The sequence below is a fragment of the Gilvimarinus sp. F26214L genome, from assembly GCF_054401055.1.
Map to the genome: position 1 here is coordinate 212,696 of NZ_JBTIYG010000006.1, position 24,253 is coordinate 236,948.

Annotated in this window: 22 protein-coding genes and 1 tRNA gene; 12 read left to right on the plus strand and 11 right to left on the minus strand. The window is 59.8% G+C overall.

All coding sequences use genetic code 11. The features are described from left to right. The first annotated feature begins 167 nt into the window (after positions 1–167). The 5 genes from tsaD to ACURWW_RS09040 all read left to right on the plus strand — a co-directional run bounded on the left by tsaD (position 168) and on the right by ACURWW_RS09040 (position 3,574). Positions 168–1,193 carry a tRNA (adenosine(37)-N6)-threonylcarbamoyltransferase complex transferase subunit TsaD gene (gene tsaD / locus ACURWW_RS09020; RefSeq protein ID WP_445616483.1) on the plus strand — a complete coding sequence of 342 codons (1,026 nt, stop codon included), beginning with the start codon at positions 168–170 and terminating at the stop codon, positions 1,191–1,193. A 31-nt stretch (positions 1,194–1,224) separates the two neighbouring features. Continuing rightward, complete coding sequence (gene folB / locus ACURWW_RS09025; protein ID WP_445616484.1) at positions 1,225–1,581, plus strand: dihydroneopterin aldolase; 357 nt, start codon at positions 1,225–1,227, stop codon at positions 1,579–1,581. A 23-nt stretch (positions 1,582–1,604) separates the two neighbouring features. After that, a complete protein-coding gene (gene folK, locus ACURWW_RS09030) occupies positions 1,605–2,081 on the plus strand; it encodes a 2-amino-4-hydroxy-6-hydroxymethyldihydropteridine diphosphokinase (protein WP_445616485.1) in 477 nt (158 codons plus the stop codon). Then, positions 2,078–2,797, plus strand: coding sequence for a sulfite exporter TauE/SafE family protein (locus tag ACURWW_RS09035; protein WP_445616486.1), 720 nt, complete (start codon positions 2,078–2,080; stop codon positions 2,795–2,797). Before folK ends, ACURWW_RS09035 begins: the two co-directional genes overlap by 4 nt. A gap of 363 nt (positions 2,798–3,160) precedes the next feature. Then, positions 3,161–3,574 (plus strand): hypothetical protein, encoded by a 414-nt coding sequence (locus ACURWW_RS09040; RefSeq protein ID WP_445616487.1) that lies wholly within the window; start codon positions 3,161–3,163, stop codon positions 3,572–3,574. Positions 3,575–3,605: 31 nt separating this feature from the next. Here the strand turns inward: ACURWW_RS09040 and lnt are convergent, their stop codons facing one another. From lnt to miaB, 5 genes are all read right to left on the minus strand, one after another. After that, on the minus strand, positions 3,606–5,138 hold the full coding sequence (gene lnt, locus ACURWW_RS09045; protein WP_445616488.1) for an apolipoprotein N-acyltransferase: 1,533 nt from the start codon (positions 5,136–5,138) through the stop codon (positions 3,606–3,608). 80 nt (positions 5,139–5,218) lie between these two features. Next, a complete protein-coding gene (locus tag ACURWW_RS09050; protein WP_445616489.1) occupies positions 5,219–6,082 on the minus strand; it encodes an HlyC/CorC family transporter in 864 nt (287 codons plus the stop codon). A 26-nt stretch (positions 6,083–6,108) separates the two neighbouring features. Next, positions 6,109–6,597 carry an rRNA maturation RNase YbeY gene (ybeY, locus tag ACURWW_RS09055; protein WP_445616490.1) on the minus strand — a complete coding sequence of 163 codons (489 nt, stop codon included), beginning with the start codon at positions 6,595–6,597 and terminating at the stop codon, positions 6,109–6,111. Next, positions 6,597–7,619: a PhoH family protein gene (locus ACURWW_RS09060; RefSeq protein ID WP_445616491.1), complete on the minus strand. Its 1,023-nt coding sequence runs from the start codon at positions 7,617–7,619 to the stop codon at positions 6,597–6,599. Before ACURWW_RS09060 ends, ybeY begins: the two co-directional genes overlap by 1 nt. Before the next feature lie 192 nt (positions 7,620–7,811). After that, on the minus strand, positions 7,812–9,161 hold the full coding sequence (gene miaB / locus ACURWW_RS09065) for a tRNA (N6-isopentenyl adenosine(37)-C2)-methylthiotransferase MiaB (protein WP_445616492.1): 1,350 nt from the start codon (positions 9,159–9,161) through the stop codon (positions 7,812–7,814). A gap of 357 nt (positions 9,162–9,518) precedes the next feature. On the opposite strand from miaB, the gene ACURWW_RS09070 reads away from it, so the two are divergent. From ACURWW_RS09070 to ACURWW_RS09085, 4 genes are all read left to right on the plus strand, one after another. Next, complete coding sequence (locus ACURWW_RS09070; RefSeq protein WP_445616493.1) at positions 9,519–9,854, plus strand: DUF1820 family protein; 336 nt, start codon at positions 9,519–9,521, stop codon at positions 9,852–9,854. Positions 9,855–9,943: 89 nt separating this feature from the next. Next, the gene (locus ACURWW_RS09075) at positions 9,944–10,705 is read left to right on the plus strand and encodes an alpha/beta fold hydrolase (RefSeq protein ID WP_445616494.1); all 762 of its coding nucleotides are present in this window, start codon (positions 9,944–9,946) and stop codon (positions 10,703–10,705) included. A gap of 61 nt (positions 10,706–10,766) precedes the next feature. Beyond that, positions 10,767–11,864 (plus strand): NADH:flavin oxidoreductase, encoded by a 1,098-nt coding sequence (locus tag ACURWW_RS09080; RefSeq protein ID WP_445616495.1) that lies wholly within the window; start codon positions 10,767–10,769, stop codon positions 11,862–11,864. A gap of 583 nt (positions 11,865–12,447) precedes the next feature. Then, the gene (locus ACURWW_RS09085) at positions 12,448–14,622 is read left to right on the plus strand and encodes a M3 family metallopeptidase (protein WP_445616496.1); all 2,175 of its coding nucleotides are present in this window, start codon (positions 12,448–12,450) and stop codon (positions 14,620–14,622) included. A gap of 47 nt (positions 14,623–14,669) precedes the next feature. Here the strand turns inward: ACURWW_RS09085 and ACURWW_RS09090 are convergent, their stop codons facing one another. Beyond that, positions 14,670–15,947: an aminotransferase class I/II-fold pyridoxal phosphate-dependent enzyme gene (locus ACURWW_RS09090; protein ID WP_445616524.1), complete on the minus strand. Its 1,278-nt coding sequence runs from the start codon at positions 15,945–15,947 to the stop codon at positions 14,670–14,672. A gap of 315 nt (positions 15,948–16,262) precedes the next feature. Here ACURWW_RS09090 and ACURWW_RS09095 point away from each other — a divergent pair, with 315 nt between their 5' ends. The 3 genes from ACURWW_RS09095 to ACURWW_RS09105 all read left to right on the plus strand — a co-directional run bounded on the left by ACURWW_RS09095 (position 16,263) and on the right by ACURWW_RS09105 (position 19,312). After that, on the plus strand, positions 16,263–17,549 hold the full coding sequence (locus tag ACURWW_RS09095; protein ID WP_445616497.1) for an NfeD family protein: 1,287 nt from the start codon (positions 16,263–16,265) through the stop codon (positions 17,547–17,549). A 2-nt stretch (positions 17,550–17,551) separates the two neighbouring features. Then, positions 17,552–18,313, plus strand: coding sequence for a slipin family protein (locus ACURWW_RS09100; RefSeq protein WP_445616498.1), 762 nt, complete (start codon positions 17,552–17,554; stop codon positions 18,311–18,313). Positions 18,314–18,568: 255 nt separating this feature from the next. Continuing rightward, entirely contained in the window at positions 18,569–19,312 is a 744-nt protein-coding gene (locus ACURWW_RS09105; protein WP_445616499.1) for a M48 family metallopeptidase, read from the plus strand. Between the two features lie 184 nt (positions 19,313–19,496). Here ACURWW_RS09105 and ACURWW_RS09110 read toward each other — a convergent pair whose 3' ends face one another. The 5 genes from ACURWW_RS09110 to ACURWW_RS09130 form a co-directional block, all read right to left on the minus strand. After that, complete coding sequence (locus ACURWW_RS09110) at positions 19,497–21,254, minus strand: hypothetical protein (RefSeq protein WP_445616500.1); 1,758 nt, start codon at positions 21,252–21,254, stop codon at positions 19,497–19,499. A 349-nt stretch (positions 21,255–21,603) separates the two neighbouring features. Beyond that, positions 21,604–21,680 (minus strand) — tRNA-Met (locus ACURWW_RS09115). A 146-nt stretch (positions 21,681–21,826) separates the two neighbouring features. Further along, a complete protein-coding gene (ychF, locus tag ACURWW_RS09120) occupies positions 21,827–22,918 on the minus strand; it encodes a redox-regulated ATPase YchF (protein WP_445616501.1) in 1,092 nt (363 codons plus the stop codon). 60 nt (positions 22,919–22,978) lie between these two features. Further along, positions 22,979–23,548 carry an aminoacyl-tRNA hydrolase gene (gene pth / locus ACURWW_RS09125; protein ID WP_445616525.1) on the minus strand — a complete coding sequence of 190 codons (570 nt, stop codon included), beginning with the start codon at positions 23,546–23,548 and terminating at the stop codon, positions 22,979–22,981. A 67-nt stretch (positions 23,549–23,615) separates the two neighbouring features. After that, a complete protein-coding gene (locus tag ACURWW_RS09130) occupies positions 23,616–24,251 on the minus strand; it encodes a 50S ribosomal protein L25/general stress protein Ctc (protein ID WP_445616502.1) in 636 nt (211 codons plus the stop codon). Between the last annotated feature and the right edge of the window lie 2 nt (positions 24,252–24,253).

Below are 24,253 nucleotides of genomic sequence, written 5' to 3' on the forward strand. Positions count from 1 at the left end.
TGGATAGCGGGCCGGAGGGCTCCCAGTTCAGGGGGCGCTGATGATATACACTTCCCGGAGGGAGATCAACTTCCTCCCGTCTGAAACTCCCACCCTCCGCGGGGTGGTTTTGCTGGTCTTGGCGCCGCCAGCTCATTATCATTCGTCTCTTTTCCTTCAGGTATGCCATGCGCGTTCTAGGTATCGAAAGCTCCTGCGATGAGACCGGCGTCGCTGTGTATGACAGCGAACGGGGCCTGCTGGACCACAAACTCTACAGTCAGGTGGCCGTTCATGCGGAGTACGGCGGGGTTGTGCCGGAACTGGCTTCCCGGGACCACATTCGTAAAACCCTGCCGCTGGTCCAGCAGGTGCTGCGGGACTCCGGCAGCGGGCCGGGCGACATCGACGCGGTGGCTTTTACCCGGGGCCCGGGCCTCGTGGGCGCACTGATGGTGGGAGCCTGCATTGGTCGTTCTCTTGCCTACGCGTGGCAGGTTCCGGCCATCGGTGTCCACCATATGGAGGGACACCTGCTCGCCCCCATGCTGGAGGACAATCCACCCCGGTTTCCCTTTGTGGCGCTGCTGGTCTCCGGTGGCCACACCCAGCTTATGCGGGTCGACGGCATCGGCCGTTATGAACTGCTGGGGGAATCTCTGGATGATGCGGCGGGGGAGGCTTTCGACAAGGCGGCCAAAATGCTCGACCTGGACTATCCGGGCGGCCCTCAGATCGCCCGCCTCGCCACCAGCGGTCGCAAACGCTTCAGATTTCCCCGGCCCATGACCGACCGCCCCGGCCTTGATTTCAGCTTCAGCGGGCTGAAGACCTTCACCCTTAATACCATCGCCGAGCATGCCCAGGCGGACGGCCTCCCGGACCCGCAGACCATGGCCGACATTGCCTACGCCTTTCAGGAGGCGGTGGTGGACACGCTGCTCATCAAGTGTCGCCGCGCCATGGAGCAGACCGGGCTGAAAACACTGATTATGGCCGGCGGCGTCTCCGCCAACCAGAGCTTGCGGGAGAAACTGCAGGCGACGCTGGGAAGCAAGGGAGTTCAGGTGTATTACCCGCGCCCGGAATTCTGCGTGGACAACGGTGCAATGATTGCATTTGCCGGCTGTCAGCGCCTCCTTGCCGGACAAAAGGAAGATCTCGGCATCACGGTCAAGGCGCGCTGGCCGCTCACTACCCTGGCCGCCGTCTGAGCTGTGCCCCATTCTCTGTTGTGGATCGTCTATGAACATTCTTTTTATCCGCGAGCTTCGCATCGATACCATCATCGGTGTTTACGAGTGGGAAAAGCGAAACAAGCAGGAACTGATAATCGATATCGAAGTGGCTGCGGACATCAGCAAAGCCATCGAATCCGATGACCTGCAGTACACTCTGGACTACAAGGCGATTGCCGACCGGCTGACTGACTACGTCGAGAGCCATCACTTCAATCTGGTGGAGGCGCTGGCCGAGGGCGCAGCCCAGGTGCTGCAAAAGGAGTTCGGAGCGAGCTGGCTGCGGCTGCGCATCGCCAAACCAGGTCCGCTCGACAACGCTCGCGATGTGGGCGTGATCATTGAGCGGGGCGAAAAGCCCTGAACCAAAAAAACTTCAGTGTATACATGAACCGGGTCTTCATCAGCGCAGGCAGCAACCTAAGCAGGCAGGACAATATGGCTCTCGCTTTGAAGCGGCTTGAGCAGATGTTTGGCCGTGTGGAGCGTTCGCCTCTTTATGAGAGCCCCCCGGCGGACGGGAAGGGCCCCAACTACTACAACCTCGTACTGTCCATCGTCACCGACTTGCCTCCCCCCCGGGTGCGGGAGATACTCCGGACCGTCGAGGCGGAGTTGGGACGTGATCGGCGCCAGGCCGAGGCGGTTCCCATTGATCTGGACCTGTTGCTGCACGGTGACCTGTACGGCGACTTCGGCGATTTTCAGCTCCCTCATCCGGACATCTTCCGGTACCGCCATGTACTGCAGCCGCTTGCCGATATCGCGGGTGATCTCCGACTACCGGGAACTCAGCAGAACTTGACCTCACTTCTGGCCTGCACCAACCCCAATCAGATGCTACAAGCAGTGGCGGAGCCTTGAATATCGAACTGCAAATCCTGGCCGCATTCTCCACCGTCGTGGTAGGTTCCTTCATTCAGACCAGTATCGGGTTTGGCATGGCCGTGGTATCCGCGCCCCTGCTCTTCATGCTCGACGAGGCCTACGTGCCCGCGCCCATGATCATCGCGGCGCTCTTCAACGGCCTGTTCACAAGCTGGCACTTCCGCGCGCACCTGTCCCTGCGGGGCTTCATGCCGGCCATCGCGTGGCGGATTCCCGGCAGCCTGGTAGGAGTCGGTTTGTTGATGATTGTCTCTGAGCAGATCCTCGCAGTGGTGATTGCACTGGTGATCGGCTTCGGAATCGTTGCGGGTTATCTGAAGATCGCCATTCCCTTTACCCGCCGCAATCTCGGCATTGCCGGCTTTCTGTCCGGCGTCATGGGAACCTCCACCTCCATCGGGGGGCCACCGATGGCGCTGGTGATGCAGGGGCAGTTGGCCAACGTGATTCGCGTCAACCTGGCTGCGTTTTTCATCTTCAGCTGCATCATCTCCCTCGTCATTCTCTGGCCGGCAGGCTATCTCGGGAAATCCGAGTTGCTCCTGTCCTTGCCCCTTATCCCCGCTGCCCTGACGGGAAGCTGGCTGTCGAGCCGGGTCAGTCGGCACATCAACGACGAGGTGATGCGTTACGGCTGCCTGGCGCTCTGCACGCTGTCCGTTGTGGGGATGCTGATCCGCTACGTGTTCTGACGACCGCTGGGCACGTGACGTTCAGACCGGGTCAGCCAGGCCCTGCCGCGACCTTCACCAGCAGGGATGCTGGTGAAGAGCCTCCAGGGATGGATTTACGGCGTGTCGCGGCAGGGCCTGGCTGACCCGCGTCCTGGCACGATCTCTCAGCAGGCTTACGTTACTTAGGACGATTCGAAATAGCCTCCCGGAAAAATTCGCCTGAGAATTTATAAAACCCCGGGTCATGACAATTCTTTACATGGGACTCCGCCAGCCCGATCTCACTTCCAGGCCAGTTTGCATAGAATGTGATTCCGTTCAGCTCGCGTGTGCGGGCCTGTCCACGAATCCTGCTGCGATCCGCCGAAGTGAGGTGAAGCGATGAAAAAAAATCTGTTGCCGGACATGCAGCGCGTAAAAATGAAAGACAGGGACGGTGCGGAATTCGTTATGTGGCTGGAGATCCGCAAGGATCACGAGCGCACATACGTCTTTCTTTCCGACACTCACCAGGTGGGTGAATCAAAGCTGGCGCAGGACGCGATGTTTCTTATTGAAAAAGTGAAGCAACGGTTAAAACTGGACCCGGAGACCACTCGTTTTTTCCGGCATATTTACCAGGAACAGTTGGGGAGTACCTTCGGCCGGTTCGACGTAGACTGGCAGGGGAGCGAGCCCAACTACCGCTTCCGCATGCTCACCAACCTGGAAGACATTCAGGAAGTGCAGCATATTCTGGAGTCCACACGGCCGTTTCGGTTTGGCGAGGTAACGCGCAAGGCGGCGACCGCCTGACAACACCCTCCGCCGGAAATTCCGGCGCAATCTACCGTCCGGCAGGTGGCCTGTTGAACCCTCGTCGGGCAAACGGGAACGCGGCTGCCACCAGCAGCAGACAAAGCACAACCAGCGGCTCGGTGCCCCAGCGCATGAAAGGGGTTTCGCCGCGCCGCAACTCAACCTCGCCCTGGAGAGTTTGCTGGACGAACTGCTCTGTCCTGGCGATGATCCTGCCCCTGCTGTCGACCAGTGCGCTGACCCCGTTGTTGGTGGCACGAATCAGATAACGGCCGGTCTCCAGCGCCCGCATCTGCGCAATCTGCATGTGCTGCAAGGGGCCCAGCGAAGCGCCGAACCAGGCGTCATTACTCACGGTAATCAGAATGTGGGATTCCGCGGCACCGTTCGCCACCACATCGGGATACGCAATTTCATAACAGATAGAAGGTGCGATCAGCGCGTCGCTGACCTGCAGACCCTTCTGGTCGGGAGGGCCCGGTTCCAGGACCGACATGGGCAGATCGAAGATTGACAGAATGGGGCCAAACCAGTCACGGAGGGGGACGTAGTCGCCAAAGGGAACCAGGCGCTGTTTGTGGTAGATGCCGGAGCCCAGACCAAGCCCAACGATGCTGTTGTAATAGGCGCGATCCTCCCGCGAGTCATAGAGCACACCCGTGATCAGCGCAGCGTCATGCTGCAGCGCCCGGCTGCGAAGTTCATCAATAAACGGCAGTGCCTGGTGGTAGAGGAGGGGCATCGCTGCCTCAGGCCACACCACCCAGTCGCTGTCCGGCCACAGGGATTCACTCATGGTGAAGTAGCGGCTCAGGGTCGTTTCCAGCCAGGCCGGGTCCCACTTTTTATCCTGAGGGATGTTGCCCTGCACGAGCCCGACGTTAAGGGGTTCGCGGTAGGACTCCGTCCACTCGACTTTGGAAAGGGGAAGACCTGCGCCCCAGAGACCGAGCGCCAGCACCAGCGGGATCACGGCGAAGGCTCTGCGCTTGCGCTCCATCCACGCGAAGGCAATACCCGTCCCGGCCAGGGCCACCAGATAGCTGAGGCCCATCACCCCAATCACCGGCGCCCACCCGGCCAGCCAGGTGTTCAGATGCCCGTAACCGAGGTAGAGCCAGGGGAAGCCACTGAACAACCAGCTGCGCAGCCACTCCCCAATCACCCACAAGGCTGGCAGCGCGACCAGCAGTGCCAGTGGCGAGCGGCTCAGCCAGCGACCAAGCACCAGAAACGGCAGGGCGAAGACCGTGGCCAGCACTGCCACAAGCAGCACAGTGAGCAGGACCGCAAACGGGGGCGAGGCGTTACCGAAATCGTGGATGCTGACGAATACCCAACTTGCCCCCGTTCCAAAGAGCCCGAGCCCGAAGGCCAGGCTGCGCCCGAAGGCCTGCCGTGCATCACTGCGCCAGAGCAGCAACGCAAACACGGTCAGGCAGGGCAGGGCAATCGGCCAGATGTCAAAAGGCGCAAAAGACAGGGGGACCAGCGCGCCCGCAAGTAAAGCGAGCAGCGGCCACTGCCAGCGAATCGTTCGAAGCGCAGAAAAAAAGGACACAGGAGATGGTATTCCGGATCGAGGCCCTTGGGGGCGTTAGCGTGTAAAACGGCTATGGTATCCCGCTGCAGGCCTGGCTGCTAGGGTTCCAGTTTGCTGACCCGCAGCAGGTGGATCTGCCGGTTGTCGGAGTACAGAACGCGAAACTGGAATCCGTCCACCTCGGCGGTCTCGTTGCGCAAAGGCAGGTGGCCGAAGGCCTTGGTGACGATCCCGCCGATGGTATCGAACTCCTCGTCGCTGAAGCCGGTCTCGAAATAGTCGTTGAAGTCTTCGATCGGCGTTAGGGCCTTGACCACATATTCATTGTCGGAGACGGCGCGAATAAAGGTATCGTCGATATCTTCATCAGTTTCGTCCTCGATGTCCCCGACGATCTCTTCGAGGATGTCTTCGATCGTTACCAGGCCGGAGATGCCGCCATACTCGTCGATGACCATGGCCATATGGTATCGATTCTCGCGGAACTCCCTCAGCAGGATGTTCAGACGCTTGCTCTCGGGAATGATGTTGGCCGGTCGGATCACATTGGCCAGCTTGAAGTTTTCCGTCCCGCTCACGATCAGCTGGAGCAGGTCCTTGGCAAGCAAAATGCCCTTCACATCGTCCATGGATTCGCCGATAACCGGGAAGCGCGAATGCCCGGATTCGATCACCATGGGCAGAAACTCTTCCGGCTGCTGGTCCATCTTGACCACGACCATCTGCGAGCGCGGAATCATGATCTCACGTACTTGCCGGTCGGCCACTTCCAGCGCCCCTTCGATAATCGACAGGGCTTCCTGATCCAGCAGCTTGTTTGCCGCCGCTTCCTGGATGATGTCCAGCAGCTCCTCCCGGGATTTCGGTTCGGCGTTGAAGCCATCCAAAAACTTGGTGAGCCAGGATCTTTCCTGGCGCTGGCCGTTGGTCGTGTGACTCTGGTCGGGGTCTTCGCTACCCATGGTGCAATTCGCTCCTCAACGAATGTTTATTCTTCTGTCGTGATTGATGGTGTCAGATAGGGATCGGCGATGCCGAGCTGGGCGAGAATGCTCACCTCTCTGGCTTCCATCATCTGAGCATCGGCGTCTTCAACGTGGTCATAGCCGAGCAGGTGTAACGCGCCGTGTACGAACATGTGGGCCCAGTGGGCGGAGGGCGCCTTGCCCTGTGCCCGGGCCTCCTCACCGATGACCGGGGCACACACCACGATGTCCCCCAGGTGGAGAAACGGCAGATCGGCCGGCAGCTCCGAAGGAAAAGACAGGACGTTGGTGGGGTAATCTTTCTGACGATACTGGCGATTCAGCGCCTGGCTTTCCTCCCGGTCCACCAGCCGAACGCTCAGTTCTATCTCGCGCGGGTCGCGCGCCGGAAGCTCGCGGTCGAGAACCGCGCGCAGCCAGCGCCTGATCGAGTCTGGTTCGGGAGGGTCGTCGCCCTCGCTGGCGACCTGGATGTCAACTGAAATGTCCATCAGGTTCCCGACGAATCGCTCTCGAACGCGTCGTAGGCTTCCACAATCCGTTGCACCAACGGGTGGCGGACCACATCCTTGGCGGTGAAGTGGGTGAAGGAAATGCCATCTACCTTGCTCAGAACCCGCGCCACGTGGGCCAGCCCCGATTGATGTCCCTTGGGCAGGTCGATCTGGGTCGGGTCTCCATTCACCACGGCCGTGCTGCCGAAGCCGATGCGGGTCAGGAACATCTTCATCTGCTCTCGCGTTGTGTTCTGGCTCTCGTCCAGAATCACAAAGGAGTTGTTGAGGGTTCGGCCCCGCATATAGGCCAGCGGTGCCACTTCGATCACGTTGCGCTCGATTAGTTTATCGACAGTCTCGAAGCCCAGCATTTCATACAGGGCATCGTAAAGAGGGCGCAGGTAGGGGTCCACCTTCTGGGCCAGGTCGCCGGGCAGAAAGCCCAGCTTTTCTCCCGCCTCTACGGCAGGGCGTACCAATAGAATCCGTTCCACCTGGTTGCTGAGCAGTGCTTCCACCGCACAGGCCACTGCCAGGTAGGTCTTGCCGGTACCGGCAGGGCCAATGCCGAAGTTGATGTCGTGGGTCTGAATGGCACGCACGTAATGCTGCTGGTTGGCGCCGCGCGCTTTCACGGTGCACTTTTTGGTACGTATCAGGGTGAGATCCTGGACTTTGCCACCCCCTTTGTGCTGTTCACCTTCCATCAATGCTTCGACCCCCGACTGTTGCAGCACCAGGTGGATTTTGTCCGGCGTGAGGTTGGCGTCCTGTTCGGTCTCCTCATAAAGGTGTTCCAGGACGCCGGCGCCAGCGGCGGAGTTGGCCCCGCTGAGCACGAACAGATTGCCCCGGTTGCGAATATCGATATTCAACCGTTTCTCGATCTGGCGAAGATGCTGGTTGTACTGGCCGCACAGGTTGGCTAGGCGACGGGCGTCATTCGGCTCGAGGGAAACCCGGCGGGCGGACGTTTCTGGGGCGGGCTGCTTTTGAGTGACTGTGTTGCTGTTCAAATGCTGAGATGGTGTCCTGCTTGAGAAATGTGGGCCAAGCGTACTCCAAACCCGGGAATCTGGAAAGTCCGAATTCGGTCGCTCTGCAGGCAATGTGGGCCCGTTCGTGCGCGAAATCAAGCACGAACCGAGTTAATTTGCGACCGGCGGGCCCAGGCCGGTCGACAGGGCGCCGGTCGCGGTGTACGAGCTCTATTCGCGGTCGATCAGGGTGCCCCGCAGGCTGTTGGGCAATGCCTCCTCGATCCGGATTACGGCGAACTTGCCGATCAGCGAGGCATCTTCACAGAGGAAGTTGACTACGCGGTTGTTCTCCGTTCGGCCGGAAAGGTGATCCGGCTGCTTCTTGGAGAAACCGGTGACGAGGATGCGCTCTTCATTCCCCACCATCCGGCGGCTGATCTCCATGGCCTGTTGGTTGATGCGGGCCTGCAGAATGCTCAATCGCTGCTTTTTTGTCTCCAGGGGGGTGTCGTCGGGCAGCTCGGCAGCCGGGGTTCCGGGACGCGGGCTGTAGATGAAGCTGAATGAGATATCGAAACCGATGTCTTCGATCAGCTTCATGGTGGCCGCGAAGTCCTGATCCGTCTCGCCGGGGAAGCCGACGATGAAATCGGAAGAGAAGCAGATGTCGGGCCGAATGGCTTTCAGCCGGCGCAGCTTGGATTTGTATTCCAGCGCCGTATGGCCGCGTTTCATGGCCGCCAGGATGCGGTCCGACCCGCTCTGCACGGGCAAGTGCAAGTGACTCACCAGTTCGGGGACCTTGGCGTAGACGTCAATCAGGCTGTCGGAGAACTCCACCGGGTGGGAGGTGGTGAAGCGGATCCGGTCAATGCCGTCGATGGCTGCGACGTCGGTGATCAGCTCCGCTAGGTCCACCAGTTCGCCGTTCCCGTCAGTGCCCCGGTAAGCGTTGACGTTCTGTCCCAGCAGGTTGACCTCTCGCACGCCCTGGGAGGCCAGATGTGCCACTTCCGCGAGCACGTCTTCCGGGGGGCGGCTGATTTCCTCGCCGCGGGTGTAGGGCACCACACAGAAGCTGCAGTACTTGGAGCAACCTTCCATGATGGAAACAAAGGCGGTGGCCCCGTCAGACTCCGGCTGGGGCAGGCGGTCGAACTTCTCCACTTCCGGGAAGCTGATGTCCACCACTACCGCACCGTTGTCCCGCGGCGTTTCCAGCATCTCGGGCAGTCGATGCAGCGTCTGCGGCCCGAAGATCAGATCCACAAACGGCGCGCGCTTGGCAATGGCCTCACCCTCCTGGCTCGCCACGCACCCGCCCACACCGATCACCAGCCCGGGGTTGCGCTCCTTGTATTGCTTCCAGCGACCCAATTGGTGAAAAAGCTTCTCCTGGGCTTTTTCCCGAATGGAGCAGGTGTTGATCAGCAGCACGTCCGCGTCCTCCGGGCTGTCGGTCGGCACCATCTGGTGCGACTCGCCCAACAGGTCGCGCATACGGGCCGAGTCGTACTCGTTCATCTGGCAACCGTGGGTCTTGATGTAGAGCTTTTTGACGGCGTTTTCGGAGGACATGAAAATTTCCTGACAGAATAGTCGGTGATTGGGGCGTCGCTGCCGGGACGCGGAAATCGTGGGGGCGCAATTATACTGGTGCGGGCGCTGGTTTTATAGCCACCCGTGAGTGGCCCGCGACCGGCAGGCCACGGGTGCGGCCCGGAAATTGCCGGCAACGCCTTGCATTCAAGCGATCCGCCCCCAACTGTGGTATCTTGCGCGCCTTCTGTCCGCCCGTTCGGCGCCCGTAAATGCAGTTGTCCGACGCGGGAACGGGGAGCCCGACGACCCCTTCCCGACCCGCCGCGCAACCGATGTTAAACAGTGCCGCTGGAGCTCTGGACAATGTCGACTAGCAAGCAACGAGACCAAGGTATGTCCAACCCGATCTACAAGGTTATTTTTTATAACCAGGGCCAGGTATATGAAGTTTACGCCCGTGCCATCTACCAGAGTGAGATGTACGGTTTCATCGAGATCGAAGAGTTTGTGTTTGGCGAACGCTCCCAGATGATCGTGGATCCGGGTGAGGAAAAACTCAAGGGCGAGTTTGCCAAGGTTCGGCGATCCTACATTCCGATGCACTCCATCGTGCGCATCGATGAAGTGGAGAAAGAAGGCGCAAGCAAGGTCACCGACATCCAGCCCGGCGACAAGGTCGCCCAGTTTCCCTTTCCCAAGGGTATGGCTCCGACGCCCGGGGATTCCTGATTCCGTAAAGGCACGTTTCCGGCCATAGCCCGTTCAGCTTGAAGTTACCGGGTTTATGCCGCGCGCAAAACAGTTGAGGTAGAGATCGAATGCAGCTCCATTTCGAGAAGAGCGGGCAAGGGCCAGCGCTGGTGATGATGCACGGTTTGTTTGGCTCTCTGGAAAACCTTGGCGCGATCAGCCGCATCCTCGAAAAAAAGTTTACTCTTTACCGGCTGGACCTTCGCAATCACGGCCGTTCCCCCCACGCGGACAGCATGTCCTTCTCGGAAATGGCCGACGATCTGCTCCAGTTCCTGGATCGCCACGGCCTCGACTCTGTATTTCTGTTCGGCCACTCCCTGGGCGCCAAGGTGGGGATGGAGTTTGCCTGCCAACACCCGCAGCGGGTGCGTAAACTGGTGGTGGCGGACATCGCACCGGTGAGTTATCCCTCTCATCACAATGCCATTCTCGATGGGCTTCAGCATGTGCAGCCGGCAGCGGTCAGTTCGCGGCGGGAGGCGGATCAGGAGCTGGCCCGCTTCGTGGACGAGGCAGCGGTGCGGCAGTTTATTCTGAAAAGCCTGGAGCGGCAGGACGGGGGTGGCTATCGCTGGCGCCTGAACGTACCCACGATACTCAAGGACTACGACAGCTTGCGGTTGTCCGTGTGCGACGAACGCCCATTTGCGGGGCCGACCCTCTTTCTGCGCGGTGCCAAGTCCAACTACATCGCCGAGCGCAACAAGGAGGAGATTGCGAGGAAATTTCCCGACTTCGAAATCGTGACCGTAGAAAACGCCAGCCACTGGCTGCACGCTGAACAACCCGAAGTGGTCGCGCAAAATATCATTGAATTCCTATCCTGAGACCCCTGAACGTCTCGTCACCGGGCGCTCGCATGCAGCGCTCGTCAACCTGGGGAGCACCATGAGTCAAGACGTACTATTCAAACCTTTCGAACATCCCAAGCTGACTTTGAAAAACCGCGTCGTTATGGCGCCCATGACCCGCAGCTTTTCTCCCAACGGCGTTCCGGGCGATGACGTTGTGGAGTACTACCGCAAACGAGCCGCCGGAGGAACCGGTCTGATTGTTACGGAAGGCACTGTCATCGATCATCCCGCCGCGACGGACGATGTAAAAGTGCCCTTCTTCTACGGAGATGCCTCACTGGCGGGATGGAAGAAAGTTCTGGATGCAGTGCACGCGGAAGGTGGCAAAATGGTCCCGCAAATCTGGCACGTGGGTTCCACACGTCGTCCGGGAACCGGTCCCTTCCCGGACGCGCCCAGCGCTTCACCGTCAGGGCTGGTGGCGCCGGGCAAGAAAATCTTCGAGCCGCTCACGGTTGCAGAGATCGAAGATCTGATCGAAGCATATGGACAGGCCGCCCTGAATGCGAAAAACCTCGGCTTCGACGGGGTGGAGGTCCACGGCGCCCACGGCTATCTCATTGACCAGTTTTTCTGGGCGGCCACCAACGAGCGGGATGATGACTTCGGAGGCAGTCTCCAGAAGCGCACCCGTTTCGCAGTGGAAATCATCAAGCGTATCCGCGCGCTGTGCGGCGAGGATTTCCCCATCATCCTGCGCTGGTCTCAATGGAAGCAGCAGGACTACACCGTGAAACTGGCACAGAACCCGGAGGAGCTGGCCGAGTTTCTGGCGCCCCTGAGCGAAGCGGGTGTGGACATCTTCCACTGCAGCCAGCGCCGCTTCTGGGAGCCGGAATTCGACGGTTCCGATCTGAACCTGGCCGGTTGGACGAAGGAAATTACCGGCAAGCCGTCCATCAGCGTGGGCAGTGTGAGCCTTGACGGAGAATTCATCGCCTCCTTCGGCGGGGCGGGCGCGCAGGTGGCCAGCATCGATAATCTCGTGGAGCGCATGGAACGTGGCGAGTTCGATTTGATCGCCGTTGGCCGTGCACTGCTGGCGAATCCCGATTGGGCCGACAAGGTGAAGAACGGTCAGTTCGACCAATTGAAAGCCTTCACCCAGGACGATCGCCTGAATCTGGTATAGAGACGCACGATCTGCGGTCGGAAGGTAGGTTGGGCTAGGCCGAAGGCCGTAACCCAACAGGCGGACATCGGGGCATACCGCATTGTTGGGTTACGCTGCGCTAACCCAACCTACAACCGCAGGCCGCCGGGTTCCCGTAGGTTGGGTTAGGCCGAAGGCCGTAACCCAACGGAGAGAGATCGGGACCTCCGCATTGTTGGGTTACGCTGCGCTAACCCAACCTACGACCAGCATCGCTGGGTTCCCGTAGGTTGAGGCCGAAGGCCGTAACCCAACAGGGAGAGGTCGGGCCTACCGCATTGTTGGGTTACGCTGCGCTAACCCAACCTACAACCGCAGGTCGCTGGGTTCCCGTAGGTTGGGTTAGGCCGAAGGCCGTAACCCAACAGCTGAACGCATCGAGTGCCCCACATTCCCTCCATCCGCTTAGCCGCCGCGAACCCAAACGATGGTTCCCATGCTACATTACCTTCCGTACAGCCGTTGAGCCCCAGCCGGGCTCGCGCGCTCCAAACTTGACCGGTGGGATCGGCACAATTCCGATAAAGCCGAATTTCCGCCTTCTGAAAACCGAGGAACGAATATGCGTCAGACTTTGATCGCGCTGTCCGTCGCCGCCGCGTTGGCGACCGGCGGATGCAGCAAAGAGACCGGGCAGTCGACTACTGCCACGAGCGATATCCCTGCCGACCAGCAGTCGACCACCGCTGCGGCGGATAACCCGCTGTTGGCGGAGTGGAGCGGCCCCTACGGCGGTGTGCCCGCCTTCGACACCATGCGTCTGGCCGACCTGAAGCCGGCGCTCGAGTTGGCCATGCAGAAGAACCTGGACGAGATCGAAGCCATCACCGCCAACCCCCAAGCGCCCACGTTCGCCAACACCATTGAAGAGCTGGAGCGCAGTGGAGCGGAACTGGACCGGGTGTATGCATACTACGGGATCTGGAGCTCCAACATGTCCTCTCCGGAATTCCGGGAAATCCAGCGTGAAATGGCACCGAAGCTGGCGGAATTCCGATCCCGGATCATCCAGAACCGGGAGCTGTTCGAACGGGTGGAAGCCGTGTATCAACAGCGTGACAAGGCCGGACTGACCGGGGAGCAGAAGCGTGTTGTGGAGCTGGTCTACGATCAGTTCGCCACCAACGGAGCCACTCTGGAGGGCGAGGCCAGGCAGCGCTATGCACAGATCAATCAGCGGCTGGCGCAACTGCATACAGAATTCGCCAACAATGTTCTGGCGGATGAGGAGGGCTACGATATCTTCCTCACCGCGGATCAACTGGGCGGTCTGCCTCAATCCTTTGTCGACGCGGCAGCGGCCCTCGCCGAAGAAAAAGGACAGAAGGGCAAGTACGCTATCACCAATACCCGCTCCTCCATGGACCCGTTCCTGACCTACTCGGATAACCGCGAGCTGCGTAAGCAAGTCTGGAACAATTATTACAGTCGCGGTGACAACGGCGACGAGCATGACAACAACGCCATCATCGCGGAGATTCTCAAGCTGCGGGACGAGCGTGTGGAGCTGTTGGGCTTCGACAATTACGCTCAGTGGCGCCTGCAGAATCGCATGGCGAAAACGCCCGAGCGGGCCGCCGAGTTGATGGAAGCCGTATGGCCGGCAGCCGTTGCCCGGGTGCAGGAAGAAGTGGCGGACATGCAGGCGGTGGCCGATTCCGAAGGAGCGGACATTACCATTGCTCCCTGGGATTACCGCTACTACGCAGAGAAAGTCCGCAAGGCCAAGTACGATCTCGACTCGGACGAAGTGAAGCAGTACCTGCAACTGGACAAGCTGCGCGAAGCCATGTTCTTCGTCGCAGGAGAGTTGTTCGACTTCGGCTTTACACCGGTCAAAGCGGGCTCGGTGCCGACCTTCCACGAGGATGTCGAAGTGTGGGAAGTCACCGACCGGAGCACTGGTGAGCACGTGGGCCTGTGGTACCTGGATCCCTTCGCCCGTTCAGGCAAGCGCTCCGGTGCCTGGGCCACAATGTATCGTGATCACACTACCTTCGACGGCAAAAAGACGGTACTGGCCTCCAACAACTCGAACTTCATCAAGGGAGCGCCGGGCGAACCGGTACTGGTAAGTTGGGATGATGCGCAGACCTTCTTCCATGAATTCGGTCATGCGCTGCATTTTCTGGCCTCCAGGGTCAGCTATCCCACCCTGAACGGCGGAGTGCGCGACTACACGGAGTTCCAGTCCCAATTGCTGGAGCGCTGGCTTTCCACGGACGAGGTGATCGACAACTACCTCGTGCATTACAAAACCGGCGAACCGATTCCGGCGGAGCTCGTGGAGAAGATTAAAAAGGCCGCCACTTTCAATCAGGGCTTTGCCACCACGGAGTACCTGGCATCCGCACTGGTGGACATGAAGTTCCACACGGCTGACCCCACCGACATCGACCCGGACGCGTTCGAGCGTGAGACACTGGAAGAACTGGGAATGCCCGGTGAGTTGGTGATGCGCCACCGGTCACCGCATTTCGGACACATCTTCTCCGGTGAGGGCTATTCCGCGGGCTACTACGGTTACATGTGGGCCGACGTTCTGACCGCAGATGCCGCCGAAGCGTTTGCCGAAGCCGAGGGTGGTTTTTATGACGAGGAGGTGGCCGCGAAGCTGGTGGAGCATCTGTTCGCTCCCCGCAATGCGGTGGACCCGGCCGAAGCCTACCGCGCGTTCAGAGGACGGGATGCGCAAATTGAAGCGTTGATGAGGGATCGCGGATTCCCGGTTCGTTAGCGGGTCGTGACTCGGCGGAGTCCTGAGGGACTCCGCCAATTACACGTTTAACCTTTCAGCTTCTGCCGCACAGAAGCCAGTTTCACACACACCACGAACACGTCCATCGCAGTGGCAATCTCCGCCACGGTCGGGACCGAGGGCGCAATGCGGATATTGCGGTCCTCCGGGTCTGTTCCGTAAGGGAAGGTGGCACCGGCAGGTGTCAGTTTCACGCCGGCTTCGGCGGCGAGCTTGACGATCTCCTGCGCACATCCCGGGCGCGAATCGAAGGAAACAAAATACCCGCCCTGGGGATATTCCCAGCTTCCCAGGTCCGAGTCTTCGAAGGCGTCGGCCAGTTTGTCCAAAACGGTCTCAAAGCGCGGGCGCAGCAAGTCGGCGTGCTTCTTCATGAGTGAACGAAGCGCGGCTTCATCGGGAATGAGCTTGCAGTGACGCAGCTGGTTCTCCTTGTCCGGCCCAATGGTACTGGCCGCCAGAACCTTTTTGATCGCCGCCAGATTGGAGGCCGACGCGCCCAGGAAGGAGACCCCAGCACCTGCGTGGGTGATCTTGGATGTGGAGGCAAATTGCAGCACGCTGTCCTCTGTGCCCAATTCCCGACAATACTCGGCGATGTTGGCGAGAGCCGGTGCGTCGTCATTCAGTTGATGAACGGCGTACGCGTTATCCCAGAAAACGCGGAAGTCGGGGTGGGCGATCGTTCCCAGTGCTGCAATACGCCTGACTGTCTCATCGCTGTATACGACACCGGTCGGGTTGGAAAAGCGCGGTACGTTCCACATGCCGCGAATGCTTTTGTCCTCGCGGATAAGCGCTTCCACCGCGTCCATGTCGGGGCCGTCGGCAGTCATGGGTACAGTCACCATTTCAATTCCGAGCGTCTCGGTCACCGTGAAGTGCCGATCGTAACCGGGCACCGGGCAGATGAATTTGACGGGGCCGTGTTTGCTCCAGGCGCTGTTCTCACCGCCCAGCCCGAAGAAATGCGCCGTCATCGCCGCCTGAAACATGAGGTTGAGGCTGCTGTTGCCTCCCACCAGGATCTGTTCCGCGGGCAGTCCCAGCAGAATGGAGCCGAGCTGCTTCGCTTCCGGCAGTCCGTCCAGACCGCCGTAGTTGCGCGTGTCGGTGCCATCCGCGGCGCGATAGTTGCCGTCCAGAATGCCATCCAGCGCGTCAGACAGGGCCAATTGCTCACTCGAGGGTTTGCCTCGCGTAATATCCAGGCTCAATCCCTGTTGTTTCAACGCCTCGTACTGCTCTGCGAGTTCGCGTTCCCACTGCTTACACTGCTCTGAATCTGCTGTGTCCAAATACAACTGGATGCCCTCGAATTGATGAAATGAATGGAGTGGTGGCGCGGCGGTTTGCGCCGGGCGGGCCATTATACTGGTTCCGCTTCCTTGACCATAGTCAGCCGGGGAATCTCCACAGATGCCATGCTTTCCAGCAGGGGTCGCCCGGTGCTACCCTCGGTGGTCTGGAATTTGATCGCCTTTATGGTTGGCACCCACAACTCTCTTTCGGGGCATCCCATGCTTGTCCGTGCGAAGAGGTTTCCACATACGTTCCACTTCCTTGCCGCCGGTGTTCTGTGCGTCATTGTCCTGTGTCTGTCTGCTGTGGCTGTGGCTGTGGCTCAGTCGGAGCCGGAGGCTGAACAAACCGGCTGGTTGCTGCTGGTGCAGGATGTAATCGGCCCCGCCAGCGCGGACTACGTTCGGCGCGGCATTGAACGGGCGGAGCGCGAAGGCGCCGGCTTCGTTATACTGCAGATGGATACGCCGGGTGGGCTCGACCCTTCCATGCGCACCATCATTCAGGCCATCCTCTCTTCGCCCATCCCGATAGTGACCTACGTGGCTCCCTCTGGCGCGCGCGCCGCGAGCGCGGGCACTTACATTCTGTACGCCTCCCATGTGGCGTCCATGGCGCCCGCCACCAATCTCGGAGCGGCCACTCCGGTTCAGATTGCCGCTCCCGGTATGCCGGACTCCGCACCGGACGACAATGGCCAGGAACAGACACAACCCGGCTCAGCCATGGAGCGGAAGATAGTCAACGATGCGATGGCGTACATCGAAAGCCTGGCCGAGTTGCGGGGGCGCAACAGCGAGTGGGCAAAGCGTGCCGTACGCGAGGGGGTCAGTCTCTCTGCTCAGCAGGCTCTGGGTATGGATGTGATCGAAATAGTCGCCGCGGACATGGACGATCTTCTCCGCCAACTGGACGGACGCCAGGTGGCCATGGACGGAGGCGCCCTGACTCTGAAAACAGAAAATGCTTCCATAGTGCGGGCGGAACCTGATTGGCGCAGCCGTTTTCTGGCGGTCATTACCAATCCCAATGTGGCCTACATCCTCATGCTGGTCGGAATCTACGGCCTGATCTTCGAATTCAGCAATCCGGGAATCGGTGGGCCGGGGATTATCGGTGCCATTTGCCTGCTGCTCGCTCTCTACGCGTTCCAGGTGCTTCCGGTCAGCTACGTGGGGCTGGGGCTGATCGTTGTCGGGTTGGGTCTCATGGCCGCCGAGGCCTTCGTCCCCAGTTTCGGTGCTCTGGGGGTGGGTGGGGCCGCAGCGTTTGTGATCGGATCGATCATTCTCATGGACACGGAGCTGCCCGCCTACCGCATTGCATTGCCGGTTATCCTGGCGCTCGCCCTGGCCAGTGTGGGGATGCTGGTTTTCGTGCTCGGTATGCTGTTCAAGTCCCGTCAGCATGCGGTGGTCAGCGGTGCCGAGAGCCTTATCGGTGCAGTGGGCACGGTCGAGCAAGTGGGCGCACGCGGGCCCCTGGTTCGAGTGCAGGGGGAGCTTTGGCACGTGCGCAGCGACTTGCCCCTGCGGCCGGGTGACCGCGTAAAAGTGAGAGCACTGCGCGACCTGGTGCTTACAGTGGACAAACTGGAGGAATAGACATGAACTACTTCGCCATCACCCTGGCGGTCATTGTTGTTCTGCTGTTGATTTCCGCGTTTCGAATTCTGCGTGAGTATGAGCGCGGCGTAGTCTTCACACTGGGGCGCTTTTACAAGGTGAAAGGACCGGGCCTCGTCATCGTCATCCCGCTGATCCAACAGATGGTGCGAGTCGATCTTCGCACCCTGGTCATGGATGTTCCCACCCAGGACGTAATCTCCCTGGACAACGTTTCCGTGAAGGTGAACGCGGTGATCTACTTCCGGGTAGTGGATGCCCAGCGGGCGATCATTCAGGTGGAAAATTTCCTGGAAGCGACCAGTCAGCTATCCCAGACTACCCTGCGGTCGGTGCTTGGGCAGCATGAACTGGACGAGATGTTGGCCGCGCGGGACAAACTGAACGCGGATATCCAGGACATTCTCGACCGGCAGACGGATGCCTGGGGAATCAAGGTCGCCAACGTTGAAATCAAGCACGTCGACCTCGACGAAAGTATGATCCGGGCCATCGCCCGTCAGGCGGAAGCGGAACGCGAACGGCGGGCGAAAGTCATTCACGCCCAGGGCGAGTTCGAGGCTGCCGAGAAACTCCTGGGCGCGGCTTCGCGCCTGGCCGAGCAGCCCCAGGCACTTCAGCTCCGTTACCTGCAGACGCTGACCCAGATCGCGGGTGACAACAACAGCACCATTGTTTTTCCCTTGCCGATCGACATTGTCGAGGCCTTCAGAGGTCGACCGGTTTCACCGGACTCCCGCTGAAGCGCGGGGAGATGTTGGGTTGCGCTTCGCTAACCCAATCTACGGTGGGCTGGCGTTTCGGTGCGCTGCGCCTGGCGCTGACCGGAAGCTGCGCTATTTGAACCTTGCGCAGTGGGACAATAATCACAAATCGGCCGGACAGGGTCGCCGGGCTCAACCGTAACCAGCTGCTATACTCAATCCAGCTTTGCCCCTGGAGGCTTCTGTGTGGGCCGGGCAAAGCCTTTGAGTAACCCACAACAACACTAACGAGCAATGCCACGGAAATCCAAATCAGCCGCACTCGCGGTGTCACATTGGGCAACTGCATCCACTCTCGGTTTCGACGTTGTTCTCAAGCGATCGCCTCGCCGGCGAACCCTTGAGATCAGTGTGCGGCATGGCGAGGTTCATCTGCTGCTGCCCAGCTTTGTATCCAACGACGAGGGGATGGACTTTCTGGAGCGTAAGCGTGCCTGGGTCCACCGGATTCTGGAAAAGCACCGGCTGCGCGCAAGAGAGATCGTGCCGAAGCGCTACGTCGACGGTGAAATGTTCGACTTCCTCGGGCAGCGCTGCCGCCTGCAGATCTGTCGGGGCAAGAAGAACCACGTGGAACGGGTGGGTGAAACCCTGCTCGTGGGCCTCGCAGGTGAGGACAGGCACCCCGAAACCGTACGCAAGGCTGTCTGGCAATGGTATCGGAGTCAGGCCAAGCGAATCCTGACCGAGAAAACTGACTACTATGTTGGGCGCCTCGGCGGCACCTACGCGGGGGTTCGTCTGCGTCTGACCAAAACCAAGTGGGGCCACTGCACGGCGGAAGGAATCATCCAGTACAACTGGCAGATCATGGCCGCGCCTGAACCGGTTGTTGATTACCTCGTGGCCCATGAAGTGAGTCACCTGGTCCATCTGAATCACAGCCCCGCGTTCTGGGAGTTGGTGGGCCGCCTTCATCCGGGGTACGAAAAGCAACTGAACTGGTTGCGGCGCAAGGGCCATACCATTACGTTCTGATACTCAAAGCTGGACTTGGAGAGCGCGGCTGGCCGGCCGATGCTTCGTATTGCCAGCAGCGACCAACAGCTCTTTCATGGGGCAGCAACCGCTTGCCCGCACTTCATAAGACTCAATCCACAGCCTGGCAGGCCGAACATCCACGTTCGGCCCGCCAGGCTGTGGCAGCATCACAGTGATTTGATCAGGGCGCTTCCCTGACCCAGATCGCATTCATAACGCTGCCGCCATCGGCCAGTTGGGCATTCACTTTCTTGAAGCTGCTTCCGTCGAGGTTCGCAGTGAACAATTCGACCGAGTCGTTGGTGCGCTGATCGGCCGTGTACAGCATTTGACTGCTGTCCGCGGACCACTGGAGGCCCGTAACGTCCCCACCGGATACCAGGTTTCCGCTGACCTTTACCGCTGCTTCCGAACCATCACTCGGGACAACAAACAGCTCGAAGATGCCGTCCTGGGATTGATCGGCCCGGTAGGCAACCCACCCGCTGTCGGGAGAGACCTGCCACGCGTCGGCCGCGGGAATGCTGCCACCGCTGACAAACTCGCCACTGAGCTTTTCCAGGCTGCTACCATCCGCGGCTGCACTGAACAATTCGAAGCTGCCCGCGTTCTCCTGTTCGGCGCTATAAAAGACCCGCGAACTATCCGGAGCCCACTTGACTGACTGGAAGCTTCCGCCGGACACCAGCGGGAGATTCAGGGCCACCCGATTCTCTCCGTCCAGGCTGACGCTATAAAGGTTGAACTCGCCGAGCGCCTGCTCATCCGCCACGTAACTGACGCGGCTGCCGTTCGGCGCCCACTGCCATTGTGAAACGGTGCCGTTGGTGGGCAAGCTTCCGTTCAGTTTGTGAATGCTGGAGCCGTCGAGGGCCGCGCTGTAGATCTCGAAAACCTGGTTGGTGTCCTGGTCCGCCTGGTAGATGACGTGAGTCCCGCGAGGGCTGATCAGCCAATTGCCTTCCACGACGTCTCCGAGATTCCCAAGAGATCCGTTCAGCTTGATCACTTTGGATCCGTCGGGCTTTGCGCTGTAGAGTTCGTAGACATTACTGGTGTCCTGATTGGCCAGGTACACCACGTGTGATGCGTCCGGAGCCCATTGCCACTCCGCAACGCTCCCCTCGCTCACCAGCGCACCATTGATCCGCACACGGTCGCTGCCGTCCGGACGCACGCTGAAGATTTCTACGACCCCGTCGCTGTTCTGGTCAGCTTCGTAGACAAGGCGTGAACCATCCGGAGCCCAGGCAATTTTGCCCACGTCACCGTTCGCCGGCAGGGTCCCGTTCAGTTTTACTCGGGTCGTACCATCCAGGCTCACACTGTAGACTTCGTCCCGACCGTCCATGTCCTGGTCCGCAACGTATGCCACAAACTTGTTGTCTGGCGATGCGGCGAAGAAAGAGACATTGCCGCCTTCGATCAAATCACCATTCAGCCGAACTCGCTCGGACCCGTCACGCTTGACGCTGTAAAGTTGGATCTGCCCGCTATCGTCCTGGCTGCCGGAATAAAGCACCCGGCTCAAGTCCGCGGTCCAGCCAATACCGGTCAGAACACCAGAGCATTCAATCAGATCTCGGTTGATCTTCCGCACCGATTCCGTGCCGGGGTCGAAGCTGTAGATTTCGTACTGTCCCTGCACATCCTGGTCGGCAACATACAGCGCGAAGCCGGGATTCACGGGTTCCGGAGCATCCTCTTCGTCGGGCTCTGAAGGTTCACCCCCGACGGGATCCTCGGGAGTTTCATCGGGGGGCGGTTCCGGCGTGGGAGCGGGTTCCGCGGGAGGGTAGGGCTTGCCAGAGTCCGCTTCGCCCCCGTCGCCGCTTCCGGAACTTCCACCTCCGCAGGCGCTGAGGGTGACCGCAGCGGAAGTAAGACACACAAGAAATAATTTTTTACTGGAGAAAAGATCGTTCAGAGATCGAGACATTACAACTACACCCAAGAAGTACCGCAGGGAAAATTGGCGTTTGGTTCTTCATTGAGTGTATCAGTGGAAAATTTACGCGCCGTTTATTTGTGTGTAAGCGATCACAGTCCCTCGATTAATTTGCAAGTTTTACAATGGGCGACTGCTGAGCTCTTTTTCGTCGGAATTAGTGGGAGTTTGCTGTGTGAACGAGTGAGCCGAAGGAGTGAGATGAAGACCGGCCACGAGTCAGGGCGGGGGTAATGACAGCCGGGTCCCGGCAGGGTGACCGAGAGAAGGATTGCCCGCCGACCAGGCGTCCTTCGAGGAGGAAAAAACAGGGAGAGGGAGCAGGTCCTCCGGGGAAAAATGGTAGCAAGGGCGAGACTTGAACTCGCGACCCCAGCATTATGAATGCTGTGCTCTAACCAGCTGAGCTACCTTGCCACATTGAACAGCCCGTTCTGAAAACCGGGCTCTCGCCGCTGACGGAGGGTCATGGCGAGAGGGCCGGTATTCTGATCAGTCGGCATTTCTTTGTCAAGACTCTGGAAATTGACCGCCCTCCAGCCGACCAGGCCAGCTCCGACGGCTCAGACGTTGAAGCGGAAGTGGATGACATCGCCGTCCTGGACGATGTAGTCCTTGCCTTCCAGCCGCCATTTGCCGGCTTCTTTAGCGCCAGCCTCACCGTTGCAGGCTATAAAGTCCTCATAGGCGACCACTTCGGCCCGGATAAAGCCCTTCTCGAAATCCGTGTGGATCTTGCCGGCGGCCTTGGGCGCGGAGGCACCCACCGGGATCGTCCAGGCGCGAACTTCCTTGACCCCGGCGGTGAAGTAGGTCTGCAGGCCCAGCAGCTCATAGCCGGCTCGGATGACCCGGTCCAGCCCTGCTTCTTCCATTCCGAGCTCGGCCAGAAATTCGGCCTTCTCGTCTTCTTCCAACTCGGCGATCTCCGCCTCGAGTTTGTTGCAGATGGGCACCACCACCGCGCCCTCGGCGTCCGCGATGCGGCGCACGGTGTCCAGGTGGGGATTGTTCTCGAACCCGCCCTCGTCCACGTTGGCGATGTACATGGTGGGCTTGAGGGTCAGCAGGGACAGCTCCCGGAGCTGTGCACGTTCAGCGTCGTCGAGGCCGAATGAGCGCAGGGGCCTGGCTTCATTCAGGTGGGGCAGAATCTTTTCAAGCAGCGCCTTCATGGCGATCGCGTGTTTGTCCTGCCCCTTGGCTGCGCGGGTAAAGCGCTGCAGGGCCTTCTCGACCGTGTCCAGGTCCGCGAGGGCCAGTTCGGTGTTGATCACCTCGATGTCCCCCTCGGGATTGATCTTGCCCTCCACGTGAATAACGTTCTCGTCTTCAAAGCAGCGAACCACATGGGCGATGGCATCGGTTTCCCGGATGTTGGCGAGAAATTGGTTGCCGAGACCCTCACCCTTGGACGCCCCGGCCACCAGGCCCGCAATGTCCACGAATTCCATCGTGGTGGGGATCACCTTCTCGGGCTTGACGATTTCCGCGAGTTTTTTCTGGCGCGGATCCGGCACCGGGACGATCCCGGTGTTCGGCTCGATGGTGCAGAAAGGGAAGTTCTCTGCGTCGATGCCCGCTTCGGTGAGCGCATTGAAAAGCGTGGACTTACCCACGTTGGGCAGGCCGACAATGCCGCAATTGAAACCCATAAATCTGATCTCTTGTGTGAACCCCGCTGGAAAAGAACAGGGAGTGGATCGCTCCTGTATTTATCCGGCGGGAGCTGTGTGTAGGTCGCGCATGGCCTTCTCCCAGTCGCCGGCGATTGCGGTTGGGAGTACCTCAATCGCGCGCTCGATGCTGTCCTGGGTCAGCTGGTACTCGTCGGCGGGCGCCTTGCGCAGTACGTAAGCGGCCACCTGGGAAGCCGAGCCCGGATGACCGACGCCTATTCTCAGACGTTTGAAGCCGTTATTGTTTCCGAGGGCACGAATGATGTCCTTCAGGCCGTTATTGCCGCCGGCACCACCTCCTTTCTTGAAGCGGACAGTACCCGGCGGCAGGTCGATCTCATCGTGAACCACCAGGACCTCTTCCGGGGGAATCTTGAAGAAATTGACCATGGGCGCCACGGCCTGGCCGCTGCGGTTCATATAAGTGGTGGGGATCAGCAAACGGAGGTCCTCGCCCGCCACCTTAAGACGGCCGGTGAGCCCGGAGAACTTGTTTTCTGGAGCAAGGGTGAGCCGATGCCGGCGCGCGAACTCTTCGACGAGAATGGCCCCGGCATTGTGGCGAGTGTCCTGGTACTCGGGGCCTGGGTTGCCCAGGCCCACCATGAGTTTAATGCTCAATGGATCCACTCAGCTAGATTGAGGGAAAACACTTGAGGAAGCAGCAGACGGCCTATTCGCCCTCTGCAGCTTCTTCCTCACCGCCTTCCTCGGTACCGCCGGATTTCGGCTTGTTGACGGTCACTACCGGAAGGTCGTGGTCCGCGCCGTGGGAAAGGTCCACAGACTCAACGCCCTTGGGCAGTTTGAGGTCGGAGATATGCACGATCTGACCGGCCTGAACCTCGGCCATATCCACTTCGATGAACTCGGGGAGGTCGCCAGGCAGGCAGGAGACGTCCAGTTCGGTCATGCTGTGGGCAATGGTGCCGCCCTGCATTTTCACGCCTGCGCAGATGTCCTCATTGAGGAAGTGCAGCGGAACCTTGGTCTGCAGTTTCTTGGTGCTGGAAACGCGCATGAAGTCAGCGTGCAGGATCTGATTCTTGGCCGGGTGGCGCTGCAGGTCCTTCAGGATCACGTCTTGACTGTTGCTGCCCTGCTTGATGGAGATGATATGCGAGTAGAACGCTTCGTTCTCAAGCTGCTTCACCAGATCCTTGTGGGGAATCGTGATGTTCTCCGGCTCTTTTTCACCACCGTAGATAATCGCCGGTACTTTTCCGCCCTCGCGACGCAGGCGGCGGCTCGCACCTTTCCCCACGTCGGCTCGGGCTTCGGCATTCAATGTGAAGTCTTCTGTAGACATTT

Bases quoted from the DNA above. Each gene is read 5' to 3' on its own strand.
- tsaD (WP_445616483.1), top strand. From the start codon at position 168: ATGCGCGTTCTAGGTATCGAAAGCTCCTGCGATGAGACCGGCGTCGCT.
- folB (WP_445616484.1), top strand. From the start codon at position 1,225: ATGAACATTCTTTTTATCCGCGAGCTTCGCATCGATACCATCATCGGT.
- folK (WP_445616485.1), top strand. From the start codon at position 1,605: ATGAACCGGGTCTTCATCAGCGCAGGCAGCAACCTAAGCAGGCAGGAC.
- ACURWW_RS09040 (WP_445616487.1), top strand. From the start codon at position 3,161: ATGAAAAAAAATCTGTTGCCGGACATGCAGCGCGTAAAAATGAAAGAC.
- ACURWW_RS09050 (WP_445616489.1), bottom strand. From the start codon at position 6,082: ATGGGTAGCGAAGACCCCGACCAGAGTCACACGACCAACGGCCAGCGC.
- ybeY (WP_445616490.1), bottom strand. From the start codon at position 6,597: ATGGACATTTCAGTTGACATCCAGGTCGCCAGCGAGGGCGACGACCCT.
- miaB (WP_445616492.1), bottom strand. From the start codon at position 9,161: ATGTCCTCCGAAAACGCCGTCAAAAAGCTCTACATCAAGACCCACGGT.
- ACURWW_RS09070 (WP_445616493.1), top strand. From the start codon at position 9,519: ATGTCCAACCCGATCTACAAGGTTATTTTTTATAACCAGGGCCAGGTA.
- ACURWW_RS09075 (WP_445616494.1), top strand. From the start codon at position 9,944: ATGCAGCTCCATTTCGAGAAGAGCGGGCAAGGGCCAGCGCTGGTGATG.
- ACURWW_RS09080 (WP_445616495.1), top strand. From the start codon at position 10,767: ATGAGTCAAGACGTACTATTCAAACCTTTCGAACATCCCAAGCTGACT.
- ACURWW_RS09085 (WP_445616496.1), top strand. From the start codon at position 12,448: ATGCGTCAGACTTTGATCGCGCTGTCCGTCGCCGCCGCGTTGGCGACC.
- ACURWW_RS09100 (WP_445616498.1), top strand. From the start codon at position 17,552: ATGAACTACTTCGCCATCACCCTGGCGGTCATTGTTGTTCTGCTGTTG.
- ACURWW_RS09105 (WP_445616499.1), top strand. From the start codon at position 18,569: ATGCCACGGAAATCCAAATCAGCCGCACTCGCGGTGTCACATTGGGCA.
- ACURWW_RS09110 (WP_445616500.1), bottom strand. From the start codon at position 21,254: ATGTCTCGATCTCTGAACGATCTTTTCTCCAGTAAAAAATTATTTCTT.
- ychF (WP_445616501.1), bottom strand. From the start codon at position 22,918: ATGGGTTTCAATTGCGGCATTGTCGGCCTGCCCAACGTGGGTAAGTCC.
- pth (WP_445616525.1), bottom strand. From the start codon at position 23,548: ATGGTGGGCCTGGGCAACCCAGGCCCCGAGTACCAGGACACTCGCCAC.
- ACURWW_RS09130 (WP_445616502.1), bottom strand. From the start codon at position 24,251: ATGTCTACAGAAGACTTCACATTGAATGCCGAAGCCCGAGCCGACGTG.